Genomic DNA, 19,985 nt, shown 5'->3' on the forward strand with positions numbered 1-19,985 from the left:
CATGATCAAGGGAGGGAGGGGAGGGTGGGGGTGGGGGTGGGTTAGAGGGCGAGGGCGGTGGCGATCTCGGTGCGCAGGGCCGCGACCGCGGTCTGCGCACGGGTGCGGGCCGCGGGGACGTCGCCGTCCGCGACCGGCTCCACCACCTCCAGGTACGCCTTGAGCTTCGGCTCGGTGCCGGAGGGCCGGATCACCACCCGGGCAGCGGCGGTCCGCAGGATCACCACGTCGGAGGCGGGGAGCAGGTCCTGCGCCTCGGTCACCGGCTGCCCGAGCAGCGCGGTCGGCCTGGCCGCCCGGATCCGGGCCATCGCGTCGGCGATCACCCGCAGGTCGTCCACCCGGACCGAGAGCTGGTCGGTGTGGTGCACGCCGAACTCGGCCGCCAGCTCGTCCAGCCGGTCGGTGAGCGTGCGGCCCTGCGCCTTCAGCCCGGCGGCCAGCTCCGCGACGGTCAACGCTGCGGTGATGCCGTCCTTGTCGCGGACGTGCTCCGGGGCGACGCAGTAGCCCAGCGCCTCCTCGTACCCGAAGACCAGCGGCTGCGCTCCGCCACCGGCCCGCACGATCCACTTGAACCCGGTCAGCGTCTCGTCGTACGGCAGGCCCCGGGCGGCGCACATCGCCCGCAGCAGGGACGACGACACGATCGTGGTGGCGTACAGGCCGCTCACCCCGCGCCGCATCAGATGGTCGGCGAGTAGCGCGCCCACCTCGTCCCCGCGCAGCATCCGCCAGGATCCCGCCTCGCGGACGGCCACCGCGCAACGGTCCGCGTCCGGGTCGTTGGCGATGGCGACGTCGGCCCCCGTCGCGTCGGCGAGCGCCACCAGCCGGTCGACCGCGCCCGGCTCCTCCGGATTCGGGAAGCTCACCGTCGGAAAGGCCGGGTCCGGCTCGGCCTGGTCCGGCACCACGCCCGGCACCGGGAAGCCGGCCCGGGCGAAGGCGGCGGTCAGCACCGCCGCGCCCACCCCGTGCAGCGGCGTGTACGCCACCTTCAGGTCGCGGGGGCCGTCCGGGTCGATCACCGCGACTGCCCGCTCCACGTACGCGGCCACCAGATCGTCACCGAGCAGCTGGCCGGCCGGGCCGAGGGGAACCCGCGCCAGCGGGCCGACCGCCCGAATGGCCGCCTCGATCCCCGCGTCGGCCGGCGGCACGATCTGCGCGCCCGCGCCGAGCACCCCGCCGACCTGGGCGCCCAGGTAGACCTTGTAGCCGTTGTCCTGCGGCGGGTTGTGGCTGGCGGTCACCATCACCCCGGCGACCGCGCCGAGGTGCCGCACCGCGTACGCCAGCACCGGGGTGGGCAGCGGTCGGGGGAGCAGCAGCGCGGGCCGGCCCGCCCCGGTGGCCACCTGGGCGGTGCGTTCGGCGAACGCGCGCGAGCCGTGCCGGGCGTCGTACCCGATCACCAGCGGGCCCTCGCCGCCCTCCGCGGCGAGCCAGGCGACCAGGCCGGCGGCGGCCCGGGTCACCACGGCGAGGTTCATGCCGTTGGGGCCGGCGCGCAGCGGGCCGCGCAGCCCGGCGGTACCGAAGGTCAGTGGCCCGGCGAACCGGTCGGCCAGCTCCGGCGCGCTGCCCGGCAGCCGGTCGAGCACCGCCCGCAGCTCGTCCCGGCTGGCCGGATCGGGGTCGTCGTCGAGCCAGCGCCGGGCCTGGTCGCGAAGGTCGTCTAGGTCAGTGGTTTCCGCCGCCATTGCCTATGGATAGCACGGCGGCGGATCACCACGCCCCGGTGGCCTCGACTCAGCCGGCCGCCGTGAGCTGGAACGACTGCACCATCTCGTCGAAGATCGGCCTGCTCTCGCCGAACTTCGCGTCGGTGGAGGTCAGGTAGAACGAGTAGATCCGACCGCCGTCGACCAGGCCGCGCCACACGCCGTGCCGCATCGTGTCACCGTCGCCGCAGGTGTACTCCAGCTCGGCGGCGTCCTTGCCGGCCAGCTTCTGCTCGGTCAGGTCGACCCGGTTGTAGGGCTTGGCGCAGGACTTGAACTTCTGGAGGTTCTGTTCGGCCACCTCCGCCCAGCCCATGGACGTGCGTCCGCCCTTCTCGACCAGGATGCGGACCTTGCGGCTCTCGTCCGCCGGGTCGACGTAGTCCACCCAGTCGCCCGCGCTCTTGCGCTGCCAGCCCTTGGGCACCATCAACCGGACGCCCTTGCCGCTGTGCTCCTGCATCTCCGGCGCCGCGCCGCCGGCCGGCGCGGTCGGCTGGGCCTGCTGCGGGGCGGGCGGCGCCGGGTCGTCACCGCCGGAGAGCGCGATGACGCCGACCAGCAGCACCACGGCCAGCCCACCGGCTGCCGCGAGCTGCAGCTTGCGGGGCCAGCCCTTGACCGTGGTGACCAGCTGCCCGCCGGTGCCCTTGACCTTGTCGAACGCGCCGCCACCGGAGCCGGGCGCCGGGTCCGCCGGCGCGGCGGTCCAGGGCTGGCCGGTGCCGGGCACCGACCACTGGCCGCCGCCGTAGACCGGCTGGGTGGCGTCGGGCGTGCCGCCGCCGTACACCCGCTGGGTGGCGTCCGGGTGGGCGGTGCCCAGGCGCTGGGTCGCGTCGGGGTGCCCGCCGATGCGCTGGGTCGCGTCCGACTGCCGGGCGCCGAGGTGCTGGGTGGCCTCCGGGGCGCCGCCGTACGTGGCGCCGGCCGGGCGGGCCGGCGCGGGCATCGCACCGGTCGGCGTGTGCAGCGGGCCGGCCAGCGCGTCCGCGCTGGTGTCGTCGAGCCCGGCCGCCGGGGCGGCCGCCGGCTCCGGGCGCTGGCCCCGGCGCAGCGCGGCCAGCCGGTCGGTCAGCGACTCGCCCGGGCCGAGCATGGCCCGGCCGCCGATCTGTCCGCTCGGCTTCGGCTCCGGCCGGGCCGTCGGGGGCGGGGACGACGGGCGCTGCACCGGCACCACCGCGTACGGGTCGGTGACCGAGTTGACCGCGGTCGCGGTGCTGGTCAGCGGCCCGGCGAGAAGTTCGCGGAGCATGCCGCGGGCGGTGTGCACGTCGAGTCGGCGGGCCGGGTCCTTCTCCAGCAGGCCCATCAGCACCCGGGTCAGCGGCCCGCTGCGCTGCGGCGTGGCCGGCGGGTCCTCGACCACGGCGTGCATGGTCTCGATCGGGTCGCCCTTGTCGAACGGGGGTCGCCCCTCCACCGCGGTGTAGAGCGTCACGCCGAGGGAGAACAGGTCGCTCGGTGGGCCGAAGTCCTGCCCCATGGCCCGCTCGGGGGAGATGAAGTGCGGCGAGCCGAGCACCATGCCGGGGGTGGTGAGCTGGACGTCGGTGGGCATCCGGGCCACCCCGAAGTCGGTCAGCACGCAGCGACCGTCGGTGCAGATCAGCACGTTGGCCGGCTTGACGTCGCGGTGCAGCACGCCGTTGGCGTGCGCCACCTCCAGCGCGCCGAGCAGCGCGATGCCGATCTTGGCGACCGCCCGGGGCGCGACCGGCCCGTCCTCGATGACCATGTCGGCGAGGCTGCGCGCGTCCAGCAGCTCCATCACGATCCACGGCCGGCCACCCTCGGTGACCACGTCGTACACCTGGACCACGGCGGGGTGCTGGATGGCCGCGGCGGCCCGGGCCTCGCGCAGGGTGCGCTCGTACATCGCGTCGCGGTCGCTGGGGGCCAGCCCCGGCGGGAGGACGACCTCCTTGACCGCCACGTCCCGCCTCAGCAGCGTGTCTGTGGCGCGCCAGACCGTGCCCATGCCGCCGTTGCCCACCGCCGAACGCAGCGAGTAGCGGCCACCGATGGTGGCGCCGGGCGCCGCGCGTCCGTTGGGGGGACTCACTGGTCCGCCGCTCCACGTCGGGATCTGAGTCACAGAAAAGCCACCGGGAGGTCGAGGGGGCTGGGACACAACTTCTCTATCTTGCTGGTTCCGACGCCCGATGCGAAACCCGACGCGGCGGTCGTTTGCCTACCGGACGGTACGTGCCCGTGGCCTCACCTCCCGTCCACCGGACAGGTGTGCGCAATCCCTCACCCAACGGCACGTCCCGCCGTCCTACCATCCGGTGATGAGCGAACGGCGGTCCAGCGAGTCCGGTTTCCCCATCAAGGGCGTCTACACGGCGGCCGACCTGCCCGGGGACCTGGAGACCCGGCTGGGTGGCCCGGGCGAGTACCCGTACACCCGTGGCGTCTACCCGACGATGTACACCTCCCGCCCGTGGACCATGCGGCAGTACGCCGGCTTCGGCACCGCCACCGAGTCCAACGCGCGCTACCACCAGTTGTTGCGGGCCGGCACGATGGGCCTCTCCGTCGCGTTCGACCTGCCCACCCAGATGGGCTACGACTCCGACGACCCGATCGCGCACGGCGAGGTCGGCAAGGTCGGCGTGGCGATCGACTCCATCGAGGACATGCGGCTGCTCTTCGACGGCATCCCGCTGGACAAGGTCTCCACCTCGATGACGATCAACGCGCCCGGCTCGGTGCTGCTCCTGCTCTACCAACTCGTGGCGGAGGAGAACGGGGTCGCCGGCGGCGCGCTGAACGGCACCATCCAGAACGACATCCTCAAGGAGTACATCGCCCGGGGGACGTACATCTTCCCGCCGAAGCCCTCGCTGCGGCTGGTGGCCGACACCTTCGCGTACTGCCGCAAGGAGGTGCCGAAGTGGAACACCATCTCCATCTCCGGCTACCACATGGCCGAGGCCGGCGCGTCGCCCGCGCAGGAGATCGCGTTCACCCTGGCCAACGGCGTGGAGTACGTCCGCGCCGCGCTCGCCGCCGGCCTGGCGGTGGACGACTTCGCGCCCCGGCTGTCGTTCTTCTTCGTCGCCCGGACGACCCTGCTGGAGGAGGTCGCCAAGTTCCGCGCCGCCCGGCGGATCTGGGCCCGGTTGATGCGTGACGATTTCGGCGCGCAGGACCCGAAGTCGATGATGCTGCGCTTCCACACCCAGACGGCGGGCGTGCAGCTGACCGCCCAGCAGCCCGAGGTCAACCTGGTCCGGGTGGCGGTGCAGGGGCTCGGCGCGGTGCTCGGCGGCACCCAGTCGCTGCACACCAACAGCTTCGACGAGGCGATCGCGCTGCCCACCGAGAAGGCGGCCCGGCTGGCGCTGCGTACCCAGCAGGTGCTGGCGTACGAGACGGACCTGACCGCCACCGTCGACCCGTTCGCCGGGTCGTACGTGGTGGAGGCGATGACCGCCGAGATCGAGGCGGCGGCCAACGAGCTGATGGACCGGGTCTTCGACCACGGCTCGGCGGTGGACGCCATCGAGGCCGGGTTCCAGAAGCGGGAGATCGAGCAGTCGGCGTACCGGATCGCCCAGGAGATCGACTCGGGCGAGCGGGTGGTGGTCGGGCTCAACCGCTTCACCATCGACACCGACGAGCCGTACGAGCCGCTGCGGGTGGACCCGACCATCGAGGCGGCGCAGGCCGAGCGGCTGGCCAGGCTGCGCGCGGAGCGCGACAACGGCGCGGTCGAGCGGGCCCTGGCCGAGCTGCGCGCCGCCGCCGAGGGCAGCGCGAACGTGCTCTTCCCGATGAAGGAGGCGCTGCGGGCGAGGGCGACCGTCGGCGAGGTCTGCGGGACGCTGCGCCAGGTCTGGGGGACGTACCGCCCGAGCGACCGTTTCTGATCCACGGTCCCCGCCGTCCGGCGGGACGACCCGACGGCGGTCCCGCCGGCGCTCACCGCGTCGGTGGGGCCGCCGTCGCCGTGTTCGGGCAGCGCCCGACGGCGGTGGGAGGGGCGTGACGCGACGGACGGTGACCGGGAGGGGCTCGGCGCGGACGGCGGTGGGGCGGGACGTCGTCGCGACCTGGGCACGGGTGGAGTCGTGGCTCCGGCACGGGCGGAGCTACCCTCGGTGACGACGTCACGGTGTGGCCTCCGGATCGCCGACGGGGCGGCGGGAGCCTCCGGGCGGGCGTGTGCCCCCGCGGATCCCGGGGTAAAGCGAGCGGATGAACTCCGACGGACAGCATGTCCGGTCGTGAATGGGACAGCCGTGTCACCGTCGGGAGTCGCCCGACCGCCGAGGGTCGTCGGTTAATTGTCGGAGCGGCCGTGAATTGCTGCGACTAATGCGACAATTCGGTAACGGCCACGGATTCGGAGCCGATTTCGCGACCGCCCAAATCGGTTACGCGTTGTAGGAGGTGGGGGGCAGATGACGGCGTTCGACCGCGATCTACCTGCTGTCCCGCAAATATTCGAGCCCTCCCACCAGGGCTTACGTGACGCTGTGCGGTCCGATCACTACCGTAACGAGGTTGCGCAGCGTCACCGTCGGAGGTCTAGGCTGTCTGCTGTCCTCCCCGATGATCCATCCATTCCTAGTGATCGAGAATTCGACGTGACGAGTGCGTTGACGCTGCCGAACGGTAGCCAGCTGGCGTCGTCCTGGCCGGAGGCGCCGTCCGGGTCCCAACCCCTGCCTTTTGATCTGGATCATCTGCTCGCCCTACGGGTGCCCGGGCTCATCGCCACCCGGCGCCACATCCACTCCCACCCGGAACTCTCCGGGGAGGAGTTCGAGACGGCCGCGCTGGTCGCCCGGGAGCTCTCCCTCGCCGGCCTGCACCCACGGCTGCTGCCCAAGGGCAACGGGGTCATCTGCGACATCGACGGCCGCCCGGACGGGCCCGTCGTCGCGCTCCGCGCCGACATCGACGCGCTGCCGCTGACCGACGTCAAGGACGTCACGTACCGGTCCACCGTGGAGGGCGTCTGCCACGCCTGCGGCCACGACGTGCACACCACGGTGATGCTCGGCGTCGGCATGCTGCTGGCACAGCTCAAGGATGCCGGCCAGCTCGACGGCCGGGTCCGGCTGATCTTCCAGCCGGCCGAGGAGATCCTGCCCTGCGGCTCGCTGGAGGTCATCGAGGCCGGCGGCCTGGAGGACGTGGTCCAGATCTTCGCCGTCCACTGCGACCCGAACCTGCCGGTGGGCAAGGTCGGCCTGCGGGTCGGCCCGATCACCGCCGCGGCCGACAACGTCACCGTCCGGCTCACCGGCCCGGGTGGGCACACCGCCCGCCCGCACCTCACCGTCGACCTGGTCGACGCGCTCGGCCGGCTGGTCACCGAGGTGCCGGCCCTGGTCAGCCGCCGGGTGCCGGCCAACAGCGGGCTGCTGCTGGTGTTCGGCCACGCCTCGGCCGGCACCCGGTACAACGTCATCCCCTCCGAGGCGTGCGCCTCCGGCACCCTGCGGGTGATGGACCGCGACACCTGGGAGCAGGCCCCCAAGATCGTCGCTCAGGTCGTCCGGGACGTCATCGCGCCCACCGGTGCCACCGTCGACCTGGAGTACCTGCGCGGGCGGCCGCCGGTCAGCAACGACTCCCGGGCCATCCAGGTCCTCACCGCCGCCACCGCCGCGGCGCTCGGCCCCGAGGGGATCGCCGAGACGCCGCAGAGCATGGGCGGTGAGGACTTCTCCTGGTACCTGGAGTACGTCCCCGGCGCGCTGGCCCGTCTCGGCGTCGGCCGGTCCGGGCCCAACGTGGACCTGCACCGGGCGTCGTTCGACGTCGACGAGCGGGCCATCCCCGCCGGGGTACGCCTCATGGTGCAGACCGCGCTGAAGGCACTGGCGGTGGCCCGGCAGTAGCGGTAGCCGGCGGGCGGGGCCCGCCGGGAGCCGGCGGGTGCGGCCCACCGACCGGCGTCGTGGGCGGCGGCGGTGGCGCGGTCCGCCGACGCCGCCGGCGCAACACCACCACGACCAGCACCAGGGGTACGCCGAACGTCAACAGCCAGGGCAGCACCGCCCCCAGCACGGTGAGCAGGATGCTCATCGAGGCGACGAAGACCTTCCAGCCGCCGCGCAGCCCCACCATGAAACCGGTCTCGGCCTCCTCCTCGGCGGTCGAGGCGTCCTTGCCGACGAAGGTCACCGTGATCGTGGAGAGCGCGGTCAGGTCGGCCAGCCGCTTCTTCTTCGCCTCCAGCGAGGCCAGGTCGGCCTCCCGCTCGGCCACCTCGCGCTCCAACGTCACCAGTTCGGAGACCGAGGTGGCCCGGGCCAGCAGCTTGCGGGCACTCTCCACCCGGGCCCGCTGGGTCGCGATCCGGGCGTCCAGGTCGACGACCGCCTCGGTGACGTCCTGGGCCTTCACCTCCCGGCGCTGCTGCCGGCCGTACGTGGCCAACTCGTCGAGGAGCGCGGTGAACTTCTCCGCCGGCACCCGCAGCTCCAGCCGTGCCTGCGCGCTGGCGGCCACGCTGCGCCGGTCGTCCCCGCCGACGAAGCCGCCGACCGTGGTCACCGCGGTCACCGCCCTGCGGGCCGCGTCCTCCACGTCGTCCACCTGCACCCGCATCGTTCCGGTGTAGATGATCGACCGCTGGTCGACCCGCAGGTCCGGCGCACCCGCCCCGGCCTTGCCCTGCTCCGGGGCCGCGCCACGCTCCGCGGCGCCGCCCGCCGGGGCCTCCGCGGCCGGCGCCCGCGCCGCCGAGTCTCCGGCCGAATCCGAGCGGTCCGCCGCCCCGCAACCGGCCAGCAGCATCGCCACCAGCCCCAGCGCCGTGAGGGCCACACCCCCGCGCCGCGTCGTCATTCGTTCCGCCATCCCCGCTCCGTCCTCTCCGGTCCCCGGCTCTCCACCTGGGCGATAGCTCGGACGCGACGCGACACCGCGTCGGTTCCGGCAGACTGCGACGAGGACATCACGATTCGATAATCGAGGAGTCACGATGCAGGTCACCAAGTACGCCCACTCCTGTCTCCGGGTCGAGCACGACGGCGGGGTGCTGGTCGTCGACCCGGGCGTGTTCAGCGACGCCGCGACGGCGCTGGACGGGGCGGACGCGGTGCTGATCACCCACGAGCACCCGGACCACGTGGACGTCGAAGCGCTCACCCGCCGGCTGGAGAAGGCTCCCGTCCCGGTACGCGGGCCCGCCTCGCTCGCCGCCGTCCTCGGCGACGCGGCCGAGGCGTTCACCCCGGTCACCCCCGGCGAGGAATTCAGCGCGGCCGGTGTCCCGGTCCGCGCCCTCGGCGGCCGGCACGCCGTCATCCACCCCGACATCCCCGTCGTCGAGAACGTCGGCTACCTGCTCGACGGGCGCGTCTACCACCCCGGCGACGCGCTGCACGTCCCCGAGGGCGTCGAGGTGGAGACGCTCTTCGCCCCGATCCACGCGCCGTGGTCGAAGTTCTCCGAGGTGGTCGACTTCATCCGGGCGGTCGCCCCGCGCCGCGCGTACGCCCTGCACGACGGGCTGCTCAACGGCAACGGCTTCGGCGTCCTCGACCGGCAGTACACGGCCCTGTCCCGCACCGACTACCAGCGGGTCGAGCCCGGCACCCGGATCGACGTCTGAGCCGTGGCCGCACCCCCGTCCGACGTGGTCCAGCAGCTCTACCGCACGCCGCCGGACAAGTTCGTCGCCGCCCGGGACGCCGCCGTCGCCGAGGCCCGCCGGGCCGGTGACGCCGCCGCCGCCCGCCGCATCGCCGGGCTCAAGCGCCCCACCGTGGCCGCCTGGCTGGTCAACCTGCTCGCCCTGGAACGCCCCGAGCTGGTCGCCGACCTGGCGCAGCTGGCCGAGGCGCTGCGCACCGCACAGCGCGACCTGAAGGGACCGAAGCTGCGGGAACTCTCCGCCCAGCGGCGGGCGGTGGTGGGCGCCCTGGTCGCCGAGGTACGCCGGATCGCGGCCCGCACCCCGGACGCGCCCCCGGCCGCGCGCCTGCCGCTGGCCGAGGTGGAGTCCACCCTCAACGCCGCGCTCGCCGACACCGAGGTCGCCGAGCAGGTGCGCAGTGGACAGCTGCTCAAGGCGGCGCACTACGCCGGCTTCGGCGAGGTGCCCCGGCCACAACTGCGCCTGGTCACCGGCGGCGGGGAGGAGGCTGTCCGCGTACCCGGGAAGGAGGCCGACTCCGACGGCGCGCGCCGGGCCCGCGACGAGCGGGCGGCGGCCCGGGCCGCCCGGGCCGAACGGGCCGGCCGGCGTCGGACGCTGGAGCGGGAGCTGACGGCGGCGCGCGGCGAACAGCGGCGGGCCGAGAAGGACCTGGACGGCGCGGCGGCCGCCGAGCGGGACGGTGCCGCAGCCCTCGACCGGATCGAGGTCGAACTGGCCGAACTGGAACGCCGGCGGGCCGCCGCCGAGCAGGAGCTGAGCCGGTCGAAACTGGCCCGACGGGGCGCGGAACGGGCGCTCACCGCCGCCCGCCGCCGCACGGGTGAGGTGGAGGCGGCGATCGAGGCGTTGGACGCCGAAGAGGAGGATGCCGCCGACGGCGGGGGCGAGGCAGACTGAGCGCGATGGATGCGCGCGACAGGCGGTGGCGATGACCCCGGAGCAGGTGGCGGCCGCCAGCAAACCGGCCGTACTCGAACTGGGGGAGGCGTTCAGTCGCTGCCCGGGCACGTTGCGCCGGGCCCGGCTGCTCGGCATCTCCGGCTGGGCCTTCTACATCACCGGGCGGGCCGGCGCGCTCGGCGACGTACGCGCCGAGACCGTCGCCGCCGCGATCGGCTTCATCGCCCCCGAGGCGGTCGCGGACGGCTGGGACGCCTCCGCCCGCGTGGTCCGGCCACTGGAGGTCGCCGCCGCGAACCTCGCCGAGTGCTGCCGCTGGGGTGCCCAGCACCTCGACGACCTGCCCGGCACGCCCCGGCTGGCGGTGCTGCTGGAACGAGTCGTCGCCGCCGCGGACGCCACCGGCATGCCCCTCTTCGCCGCCTGGCGGGCGATGCCGGTGCCGCAACACGCCGCCGGCGCCCGGGCGGCGGTGGCGTTGCTGCTGCTGCGCGAGCACTTCACCGGGGCGTACCTGCTGGCGGTGCGGGCCGGCGGGATGACCCCGCTGGAGGCGGTGCTGGCCGGGCCGGAGGGGGAGGCCGGGGCGACCGCCTGCGGCTGGTCCCCGCCGTACCCGCCGGTCGGGCCGCTGGTGCGGCGGCGGCTCTGGGCCGAGGCGGTGACCGACCGGCTGGCCTCGACCGCGTTCCGGGTGCTCCGGCCCGGGGAGGGCACCGAGCTGGTCGCGCTGCTCACCGCCACCCGGGCCGGGCTGCGCACCGGGGCCGTCCGATAATTCGGCGGCGCGAGGGGCGGGGTACCTGCCACCATCTGCGCCGTGACGCTTCCCGCCGGCTGGACCGCCCGCCGCCCCACCCTGGACGACGTGCCGGCGATCCTCGCCGTGGTGCACGCCGCCGACACCTTCACCATCGGCCACCCGGACTTCGACGCCGAGGACGTCGAGGCCGCGCTGACCGCACCCTTCTTCGACCCGGCCCGCGACTCGTGGCTGATCAGCGATCCGGAGGGCCGGGTCGTCGGCTGCACCCTGATCGACAACCCCACCGGTGTGGGTCGGGAGTTCGTCGACGTCTACGTCGACCCCGAGCGGGGCGTGGGGGTACGCGCGCCGCTGCTCGCCCGGGTCCTCGACCGGATCGCCGAGCGGGCCGCCGAGCGGGGCCTGCCGGCGCTGACCGCCCGCACCACCGTCTTCGCCCCGGAGACCCGCTGGGCGGGTGAGCTGGCCGAGGCCGGTTTCACCCGGGTCAAGCGGTACGTGCGGATGAGCCGGCCGCTGGCCGGGCTGCCCGCCGAGCCGCCGTCCCCGCCCGGGGTGACCGTCCGCCCGCTGCGCGCCGACGACGAGGCCGACCTGCGCCTGTTCCACCGGATCTTCGACACCGCGTTCCGGGACACCCCGGACTACGAGCCGGTCGGCTTCGACGGCTGGCGCGACCAGCTCCCCGGCTACACCAAGGTCTGGGACGAGTGGTTCGTCGCCGAGGTCGACGGCGAGCCGGCCGGCGCGCTCCAGTCCTCCGACCAGGCGCTGGATCAGGACATGGGCTGGGTGAAGACCCTGTCGGTGCTGCCCGCGTACCGGCGGCGCGGGGTGGGCGCGGCGCTGCTGCGGCGAGCCTTCACCGTCTACGCGGCGAAGGGCCGGGCCGCCGCCGGCCTCGGCGTGGACCTCACCAACCCGACCTCACCGGTCACGCTCTACCACTCGGTGGGGCTGCGCGAGGAGCGGTGGGCCGACATGTACGAGCGGAGCGTCCCCGCCGTCGGTGTGTGATGCGCGACGCCGGCCGGGGTCGGCGACACGCGCCGGGGACACCGGGAGCAGACTGGGCGCGTGCGACACACGCGGAGAGGCTGTCGAGGAGCCGCGCGTGCCGGGGCTGCCCGAACGGTGTCGGCGCCGCCGCCGAGGCCCGGCTGCGCGCCCTGGCCGACCCGCGCCCTAGGCCGACGCGGTGCCGGTGGGGCGGGACCGCAGTTCGCTGACGTAGTCGTCCGGCGCACCCGCCTTCTCGGCCGCGTTCGCGATCTCCGACAGGTACCAGGAGGTCGGCAGGCCGCCCTCGTAGCCGTCGAAGACGTAGATCCACGCGGTCACGTCCCCGTCCAGGGTCGAGACGCGCACGTGCAGCTTGCGGTACGTGCCGGCGGTCACGCCCTCGATCTCGTCGAGCTGCGCGGCGTCGTACGGGTGGATGTCGTACAGCGCGACGAAGACCCGGTCGCCCGGGGACTCGACGACGGTGCTGACGGAGCCCTCCCAGCCGATCACGTCCTCGCCCGCGAAGGTCAGCCGCCAGCCCTCCAGCCAGCCGATGCCCACCATCGGCGAATGCGGACAGTAGGCGCGCATCCGGGCGGGGTCCAGGTTTGAGCCGTAGGCGGCGTAGTGACGCACGGCGATGACGATAGCCCGGCGGACGGGTGGGGGAGAATACGACGGTGCGTGTCGGACGTGTTCGGGAGAAGAAAGTCACTGTGAGCACTGCGGAAGGGCGAGCGCTGTGAGCCGGATAGTGATCATCGGCGGCGGGCCGGCCGGCTACGAGGCGGCTCTGGTCGCCGCGCAACTGGACGCCGACGTCACCGTGGTGGAGGCCGAGGGGGCCGGCGGCGCCTGCGTGCTCTCCGACTGCGTCCCGTCGAAGACCTTCATCGCCAGCTCGGAGGTGGTCACCGGCTACCGGGACACCGAGGAGTTCGGGGTGCACTCCGACGGGCTGGAGGCGGTGACGGTCGACGCCCGTACGGTCCACGACCGGGTGAAGCGGCTGGCGCTGCACCAGTCCGCCGACATCCACGCCAAGCTCGTGAAGGCCGGGGTCACCTTCGTCGCCGGCACCGCCCGGCTGGGTGAGGACACGCTCGGTCACACCCACCGGGTGGTCGTCACCCCGGCCGACGGTGGCGGTGAGTACTCGATCGCCGCCTCGACCGTCCTGGTCGCCACCGGCGCCACCCCGCGCCAGCTCCCCACCGCCGTCCCGGACGGCGAGCGGATCCTCACCTGGCGGCAGGTGTACGACCTGCCCGAGCTGCCCGCGCACCTGATCGTGGTCGGTTCCGGCGTCACCGGCGCCGAGTTCGCCAGCGCCTACCTGGCCATGGGCGTCCAGGTCACCCTGGTCTCCAGCCGCGACCGGGTGATGCCGCACGAGGACGCCGACGCCGCGATGGCGATCGAGCGGGTGTTCCGCAACCGGGGCATGAGCATCCTCAACAACTCCCGGGCGGACGCGGTCCGGCGTACCGACGACGGTGTCGAGGTCCAGCTCTCCGACGGCCGGGTCGTGTACGGCTCGCACGCCCTGATCGCCGTCGGCTCGATTCCGAACACCGCCGGTCTGGGCCTGGCGGAGTACGGCGTCGAGCTGGCCAAGGGCGGCTACGTCACCGTCGACCGGGTGTCGCGCACCAACGTCCCCGGCATCTACGCCGCCGGCGACTGCACCGGGGTGCTGCCGCTGGCCAGTGTCGCCGCCATGCAGGGCCGGATCGCCATGTGGCACGCGCTCGGCGAGGCGGTCCGCCCGCTCCGGCTGCGTACCGTCGCCGCGAACGTCTTCACCGACCCGGAGTTGGCCACGGTCGGCGTCTCCCAGGACGAGGTGGACGCCGGCAAGGTGCCCGCCCGCCAGGTGATGCTGCCGCTGTCGGGCAACGCCCGGGCGAAGATGGACGACCTGGCCGACGGCTTCGTGAAGCTGTTCTGCCGGCCGGCCAGCGGCCAGGTGATCGGCGGTGTGGTGGTCGCGCCGAAGGCGAGCGAGCTGATCCTGCCGATCACGATGGCGGTGGAGAACAACCTCACCGTCAACGAGCTGGCCCAGACGATCACGATCTACCCGTCGCTGTCCGGCTCGATCACCGAGGCGGCCCGCCAGCTCATGCTCCACGAACTGGAGTAGCCGCCGCGCCGCCGGGCCGGCCGCGTGGTCCGGCCCGGCGGACGCACGGGTCAGCGGAGGTCGGCGGCGTGCTCGCCGGCGGGCGGGCCAGGGCGGCCGCGACCACGGCGAGCAGCACGACCTCCGCGAGGATGAGCAGCCGCTCGGCGAGACCGATCAGCACCCGGTCGCCCGGGTATGCCGACCAGACCATCGCCCCCGCCAGCAGCAGGCTGGTCATGGCCAGGGCGCGCAGCAGACCCGCGGTGCGGGCGCTCAGGTGACCGGCGAGCAACCAGCCGGCGGCCGGCAGGGCGAGGAAGGCGACCACCGAGGCGTACCGGTGCAGCTGCGCGGTGGTGTCCATGGGCGTCCCCGGTTGGTTGGTGGGCACCACGGCGGCGATGACCAGCCCGGTGGACCAGGCCAGCAGGAGCGCCGTGGCTGCGCTTCGGCGGCCGCCCCGCCGGACGCGGTGCCCGTCGGCCGGCTGCCTGCCGGGGTCGGGCGTGGGGCGGGTGCGCCACAGGGGCGGGATCAGCACCGCCGTCGCAACGGCGAGCACCACCATGGCCGCGTCGACGACGCCGCCCCGGTCGGAGACGGCGAAGTCGCTGACGGTCAGTGACCAGGGGTTCAGATCGTCGTTCACCTCGAGGTGACCGATCACGGCGAGCAGCGCCGCCAGGGCGATGCCGCCGAGGGCCAGCAGGCCGTGGGCCCGGTTTCCACGCATGCCCCAGCCTGTCGCCGCGTCCGCCCGAAACGGATCCGGGACGCCCACCGACATCGATCCGGGAGACCACCCCTAGGTGGATCCTGCGCCGATGTCCCTGCGCGACTCTCCACGGGCTGCTGCCCCCAAACCCCGCGCCACCGCCGGGCGTCCTCGCCCCACGCGGTCGGGCGTCCTTGCCCGACACCGCCGTCGTTGCCCCCGCGCGGTCGGACGTCGTCGCTCCGCCTCGTTGCCCCGCTCGCCCAGGTCGGCCGTCGCTCTTGGCACTGCCCATGTCGTCCCTCGCAGCCCGGTGGTGGGCATCCGGAGCCTCCGCTGCCATCAGGGCCGAAGGCCGAAGAAGACCTGAGGGGAGAGGGGTCGGACCGACGCTACGGACCTGATCGCACAGATGGATCGCGTCGACCGCCACCCGTCAGGTGATCCACCTGTGCGATCAGGTCCGTAGCGTGTCCGGGACACCGGCCCCGGTGCGTGGCCGGGCGCAAGGTCTGCAGGCGGTGGGCCCGCTGCGGTGGTGGCCGGTCATCGTCGGTGGCGCGTGGCGTGCGGCGGCTCGGCTGGTCGGGCGGTGGGGCGCGGTGAGCCGGTGGCGGGCGCCGGGGCCGTCAGTCGACGGGAACTTCGGGGCGGACGCGGTCGCCCAGCACCGTCATGGCCCAGCCCGCCGCCGCGAACCCGACCGCCGCCGCGACCGCGATCACCGCCAACTGCCAGGCCGACTCGGTCAGCGCCGCGCCACCGAGATGGCCGACCAGCCCGCCGTACGCGGCCCAGCCCGTCGCCGCCAGGGCCTCGTAGAGGACGAAGAGCCGCCACGGGTAGCGGCTGCGGCCGGCGGAGAAGCAGGCCGCCATCCGGCCGCCGGGCACGAAGCGGCAGAGCAGGATGACCAGCGGGCCGGGGCGACGCAGTCCCCGGGTGACCCGTCCGGCCATCCGGCGGGCCCGGGTCGGCTCGGAGTGTCGGGGCACGCGGCGGCCGGGGGCGCTGCGCCCCAGCAGGTAGCAGGCGAGGTCACCGGTGAAGACACCGAGGGCGCCGACGGCGATGGTCAGCGGCAGGCTCAGCCCGCCGTAGACGGTGAGCGCGCCACCGGTGATCATGACGACCTGGGTGGGGACGACCGGCACGAAGGCGTCGGCGATCAGCAGTCCCAGCAGCGCGAGGTACGCCCACTGCGGCGACGCCATCTCAGTGAGAAGTTCGGGCACGACTGCCACCTCGCCGGTCAAGGCCGATCACGTCCCCCGAGCCTGCCGGCGTGCCCGGCGTCACCGCGGACGGCCCCGGTCGGTGGTGACCACGGACACGACAGGCCACCGGAATACAACGACGCAGCTCGACACGATGTGACGGATCGGTCGCCCGGAATCCGTACCGGCCCGGGACGGCGCATCGGCGGTCATCGGCGTACCGTTGACGGGACGCGGCCCGCTGCGCGTCGGGCCCCCCGTTCCCGACGACCGGGCCGCGCCGGGCCGCCGGCAGGTCCCGTGCCGGCGGCCCACCCTGCCTCTGCGCGCCCCGCCCGCGCCCCCGCCTCCGTTCCCGCAGCCCGCACGGCCGCCCTCGTCGGCCCTTGTCGGCCGAGCGAGGCGCCGGCCTCGGCCACCCGGAGTACCGGTGATCCCGCCGGCGCCGTGCCGGCCTCGGCCGTCCGTAAAACCGGTGGTCCCGGCAGGCGGGGCGGTCGTACCGTCGCCACATGCGCAGCGCGGTGGTGACCACGACGCCGGGAGATCCCGGCGCGCCGCACTGACGTATCCCGTCGACGAGGCCCCGGGCGATCCGCCCCGGGGCCTCGCGGCGTTCCGGACCAGGTCGCCCCCGGGTCGTACCCGATCAAGGAGAGCGACATGATCGACCACCGCAGGCTCGGCCGGGAACTGGACCTGTTCGTCTCCGACCCGCTCGCCGGGGCCGGGCTGCCGATCTGGCTGCCGGCCGGCGCCGCCGCCCGGCACGCGGTCGAGGAGTACGTCCGGGAACTGGAGCGCCGGGCCGGCTACCGGCACATCTACTCCCCGCCCCTGGGCAAACGGGAACTCTTCGCACTCTCCGGCCACCTCGGCTACTTCGCCGACGACATGTTCCCGCCGCTGCGGCTCTCCGCCGACGACGAGTTCGTGCTGCGGCCGGCGCTCTGCCCGCACCACGCGCTGGTGTACCGGGCCCGGGGCCGCTCCTACCGGGAACTGCCGCTGCGCGTCGCCGAGCTGGGCGGGATGTACCGGGCGGAACGCTCCGGCGTGCTCGGCGGGCTGTCCCGGGTGCGCGCCATCTCGCTCAACGACGCGCACAACTTCTGCGCCCCGGCACAGGTGGGTGACGAGGTGCGGGAGATCCTGCGACTGATCCGGCAGGCGCACGCCGCGCTCGGCGTCCGGCCGGCCGGGTTCCGGCTGTCGCTGCGCGGGCCGGGCCAGAAGTACGTCGGCGACGACGCGCAGTGGGCGCGGGCCGAGGACCTGCTGCGCGCCGCGCTCGACGGGGTGGAGTTCACCGAGGCCCCGGGGGAGGCCGCGTTCTACGGCCCGAAGATCGACATCCAGGTCCTCGACGCCGCCGGCCGGGAGTCCACCATCTCCACCGTCCAGCTCGACTTCGACAAGCCGGAGCGGTTCGACCTGTCGTACACCGACTCCGACGGCGCCCGGCGACGGCCGGTGATGGTGCACCGCAGCCTGGTCGGCAGCATGGAACGCCTCTTCGCCTACCTGATCGAGGTGCACCAGGGCGCCTTCCCGGCGTGGTACGCCCCGGTGCAGCTGGTGGTGCTCCCGGTCGACGCCGGGCAGGCCGACGCGGCGGAGGAGCTGGCCCGTCGGGCGCTCGACGCCGGGCTGCGGGTCGAGGTCGACCACGCCGGTTCGCTGGGCGCCCGGGTCCGCGACGCGGCCCACCGCAAGGTCCCGTACGTCGGGGTGGTCGGCGCCCGGGAGGCGGCCGACGGGTCGGTGGCGTTGCGCCTGCGCGACGGTCGTGGCCTGGACCCTGTGCCGGTCGCGGACGCCCTGCGGCTGGTCGGCCGGGTCGTCGCCGACCGGTCCCACGACCTGCTGCCGGCCGGTTGACGGTACGGGGCGACGGCCGGGGCGCTCCCGCCCCGGCCACCGCCCCGGCAGTGTCGACACGGCTGGTCAGCCCCGCACCGACGCCGGCTCGGGGGTCGCCCCGGCCTCGTCGTCGTCCACCAGCGCCCCGGCGAACTGCGCCCGGTACAACCGGTGGTACGCGCCGTGCGCCGCGAGCAGCTCCTCGTGGGTGCCCTGCTCGACGATCCGGCCGTTCTCCATCATCAGGATCAGGTCGGCGTCGCGGATGGTGGAGAGCCGGTGGGCGATCACGAAGCTGGTCCGGTCCGAGCGCAGCGCCGCCATCGCCCGTTGCAGCAGCACCTCGGTGCGGGTGTCCACCGAGCTGGTCGCCTCGTCCAGGATCAGCAGCGACGGCTCGGCCAGGAACGCCCGGGCGATGGTGATGAGCTGCTTCTCGCCGGCGCTGACGTTGCTCCCCTCCTCGTCGATCACGGTGTCGTACCCGTCGGGGAGGCTGCGCACGAAGCGGTCCACGAAGGTGGCCCGGGCCGCAGCGTGGATCTCCTCCTCGCTCGCGTCCGGCCGCCCGTACGCGATGTTGTCGCGGATGGTGCCGCCGAAGAGCCAGGTGTCCTGCAGCACCATGCCGATCCGGCCGCGCAGGTCGTCCCGGCGCAGCGTGGTGACGTCCACCCCGTCGAGGGTGATCCGCCCGGCGTCCAGCTCGTAGAAGCGCATGATCAGGTTGACCAGGGTGGTCTTGCCGGCGCCCGTCGGGCCGACGATCGCCACGGTGTGGCCGGGCTCGGCGACCAGGGACAGGTCCTCGATCAGCGGCTTGTCCGGGTCGTACCGGAAGGAGACGTGCGCGAACTCGACCCGGCCGTGCGGATCGGTGACCCGGGCCGGCGGCTCCGGGTCGGGGCTCTGCTCCTCGGCGTCGAGCACCGCGAACACCCGCTCCGCGGAGGCCACCCCGGACTGGAGCAGGTTCGCCATCGACGCCACCTGGGTCAGCGGCTGGGTGAACTGCCGCGAGTACTGGATGAACGCCTGCACGTCGCCGAGGCTCATCGACCCGGACGCCACCCGCAGCCCGCCGACCACGGCGATCGCGACGTAGCTGAGGTTCCCGATGAAGAACATCGCCGGCATGATGATCCCGGAGATGAACTGGGCGCCGAAGCTGGCGGCGAACAACTCGTCGTTCTTGGCGTGGAAGGCGGCCTGCACCTCCCGCTGCCGGCCGAAGACCTTGACCAGCTCGTGGCCGGTGAACGCCTCCTCGATCTGCCCGTTCAGCTCGCCGGTGTGGGTCCACTGGGCGATGAACTTGCGCTGCGACCGCTTGGCGATCTGCCCGGTGACCAGCACCGACAGCGGCACCGCCACCAGGGCGACCAGGGCCAGCAGCGGCGAGATCCAGAACATCATGGCCAGCACGCCGACCACGGTGAGCAGCGAGGTGAGCAGTTGGCTCAACGTCTGCGAGAGGGTCTGCGAGATGTTGTCGATGTCGTTGGTGACCCGGCTGAGCAGCTCACCCCGGGGCTGCCGGTCGAAGTAGGGCAGCGGGAGCCGGTTGAGCTTCTCCTCCACCTCGGCGCGCAGCCGCAGCACCGTACGCTGCACCACCCCGTTGAGCAGCCAGCCCTGCCACCACATCAGCAGGCTGGCCCCCAGGTAGAGGGCGACGGCGAGGGCGAGGGTACGGCCCAGGGCGGCGAAGTCGATGCCCACCCCGGGGACGACGTCCATCCGGGCCAGCATGTCGGCGAAGTTGTCGTTGCCGGCCGCCCGGGCCGCCGCCACCGCCTGTTCGGCGCTGCTGCCGGCGGGGAGCTGCCGGCCGATCACCCCGGTGAAGATGATGTCGGTGGCGTGGCCGAGGATCTTCGGGCCGACCACGCTGGCCGCGACGCTCGTCACCGCCAGGGTGATGATCGAGGCGAGGTGCAGCCGGTGCGGTCGGAGCCGGCCCAGCAGCCGCCGGGCCGACGGCCCGAAGTTCAGCGACTTCTCCGCCGGCATCCCGGCGCCCATCCACGG

General features: G+C 73.9%; 15 protein-coding genes. 8 read left to right on the top strand and 7 right to left on the bottom strand.

Going from position 1 to position 19,985, the window contains the following annotated elements; all coding sequences use genetic code 11:
• Positions 1 to 41: 41 nt before the first annotated feature.
• Both ACPFP2_RS07120 and ACPFP2_RS07125 read right to left on the bottom strand, forming a co-directional pair.
• On the bottom strand, positions 42 to 1,706 hold the full coding sequence (locus ACPFP2_RS07120) for a phospho-sugar mutase (RefSeq protein WP_424087294.1): 1,665 nt from the start codon (positions 1,704 to 1,706) through the stop codon (positions 42 to 44).
• Between the two features lie 49 nt (positions 1,707 to 1,755).
• Positions 1,756 to 3,828, bottom strand: coding sequence for a protein kinase domain-containing protein (locus ACPFP2_RS07125; protein ID WP_424087295.1), 2,073 nt, complete (start codon positions 3,826 to 3,828; stop codon positions 1,756 to 1,758).
• A gap of 196 nt (positions 3,829 to 4,024) precedes the next feature.
• Here ACPFP2_RS07125 and ACPFP2_RS07130 point away from each other — a divergent pair, with 196 nt between their 5' ends.
• Positions 4,025 to 5,608 (top strand): acyl-CoA mutase large subunit family protein, encoded by a 1,584-nt coding sequence (locus ACPFP2_RS07130; protein ID WP_424087297.1) that lies wholly within the window; start codon positions 4,025 to 4,027, stop codon positions 5,606 to 5,608.
• A gap of 720 nt (positions 5,609 to 6,328) precedes the next feature.
• Entirely contained in the window at positions 6,329 to 7,591 is a 1,263-nt protein-coding gene (locus tag ACPFP2_RS07135) for an amidohydrolase (RefSeq protein WP_424087299.1), read from the top strand.
• On the opposite strand, the gene ACPFP2_RS07140 is transcribed toward ACPFP2_RS07135, so the two are convergent.
• Complete coding sequence (locus tag ACPFP2_RS07140) at positions 7,545 to 8,555, bottom strand: DUF4349 domain-containing protein (RefSeq protein WP_424087301.1); 1,011 nt, start codon at positions 8,553 to 8,555, stop codon at positions 7,545 to 7,547. The two genes, ACPFP2_RS07135 and ACPFP2_RS07140, sit on opposite strands and share 47 nt — an antisense overlap.
• A gap of 124 nt (positions 8,556 to 8,679) precedes the next feature.
• Here ACPFP2_RS07140 and ACPFP2_RS07145 point away from each other — a divergent pair, with 124 nt between their 5' ends.
• The 4 genes from ACPFP2_RS07145 to ACPFP2_RS07160 are packed head-to-tail and all read left to right on the top strand — an operon-like array spanning position 8,680 to position 12,043.
• On the top strand, positions 8,680 to 9,312 hold the full coding sequence (locus tag ACPFP2_RS07145) for an MBL fold metallo-hydrolase (RefSeq protein ID WP_424087302.1): 633 nt from the start codon (positions 8,680 to 8,682) through the stop codon (positions 9,310 to 9,312).
• 3 nt (positions 9,313 to 9,315) lie between these two features.
• On the top strand, positions 9,316 to 10,257 hold the full coding sequence (locus ACPFP2_RS07150; protein WP_424087304.1) for a hypothetical protein: 942 nt from the start codon (positions 9,316 to 9,318) through the stop codon (positions 10,255 to 10,257).
• Between the two features lie 31 nt (positions 10,258 to 10,288).
• On the top strand, positions 10,289 to 11,038 hold the full coding sequence (locus tag ACPFP2_RS07155; RefSeq protein ID WP_424087306.1) for an SCO6745 family protein: 750 nt from the start codon (positions 10,289 to 10,291) through the stop codon (positions 11,036 to 11,038).
• Between the two features lie 42 nt (positions 11,039 to 11,080).
• Entirely contained in the window at positions 11,081 to 12,043 is a 963-nt protein-coding gene (locus ACPFP2_RS07160; RefSeq protein ID WP_424087308.1) for a GNAT family N-acetyltransferase, read from the top strand.
• A 168-nt stretch (positions 12,044 to 12,211) separates the two neighbouring features.
• On the opposite strand, the gene ACPFP2_RS07165 is transcribed toward ACPFP2_RS07160, so the two are convergent.
• A complete protein-coding gene (locus ACPFP2_RS07165) occupies positions 12,212 to 12,667 on the bottom strand; it encodes a gamma-glutamylcyclotransferase (RefSeq protein ID WP_088977378.1) in 456 nt (151 codons plus the stop codon).
• 106 nt (positions 12,668 to 12,773) lie between these two features.
• Here ACPFP2_RS07165 and ACPFP2_RS07170 point away from each other — a divergent pair, with 106 nt between their 5' ends.
• The gene (locus ACPFP2_RS07170; RefSeq protein ID WP_424087309.1) at positions 12,774 to 14,177 is read left to right on the top strand and encodes an NAD(P)H-quinone dehydrogenase; all 1,404 of its coding nucleotides are present in this window, start codon (positions 12,774 to 12,776) and stop codon (positions 14,175 to 14,177) included.
• Here ACPFP2_RS07170 and ACPFP2_RS07175 read toward each other — a convergent pair.
• Positions 14,155 to 14,892 (bottom strand): DUF998 domain-containing protein, encoded by a 738-nt coding sequence (locus ACPFP2_RS07175; RefSeq protein ID WP_424087311.1) that lies wholly within the window; start codon positions 14,890 to 14,892, stop codon positions 14,155 to 14,157. The two genes, ACPFP2_RS07170 and ACPFP2_RS07175, sit on opposite strands and share 23 nt — an antisense overlap.
• 611 nt (positions 14,893 to 15,503) lie before the next feature.
• Positions 15,504 to 16,109: a DedA family protein gene (locus tag ACPFP2_RS07180; RefSeq protein ID WP_424087313.1), complete on the bottom strand. Its 606-nt coding sequence runs from the start codon at positions 16,107 to 16,109 to the stop codon at positions 15,504 to 15,506.
• A 645-nt stretch (positions 16,110 to 16,754) separates the two neighbouring features.
• Between ACPFP2_RS07180 and thrS the strand changes: the two genes are divergently transcribed.
• A complete protein-coding gene (thrS, locus tag ACPFP2_RS07185) occupies positions 16,755 to 17,972 on the top strand; it encodes a threonine--tRNA ligase (protein ID WP_424087314.1) in 1,218 nt (405 codons plus the stop codon).
• 66 nt (positions 17,973 to 18,038) lie between these two features.
• On the opposite strand, the gene ACPFP2_RS07190 is transcribed toward thrS, so the two are convergent.
• Positions 18,039 to 19,979 carry an ABC transporter ATP-binding protein gene (locus ACPFP2_RS07190; RefSeq protein ID WP_424087547.1) on the bottom strand — a complete coding sequence of 647 codons (1,941 nt, stop codon included), beginning with the start codon at positions 19,977 to 19,979 and terminating at the stop codon, positions 18,039 to 18,041.
• Between the last annotated feature and the right edge of the window lie 6 nt (positions 19,980 to 19,985).

This window comes from Micromonospora citrea, from assembly GCF_049629545.1.
GTDB lineage: Bacteria > Actinomycetota > Actinomycetes > Mycobacteriales > Micromonosporaceae > Micromonospora > Micromonospora citrea_A.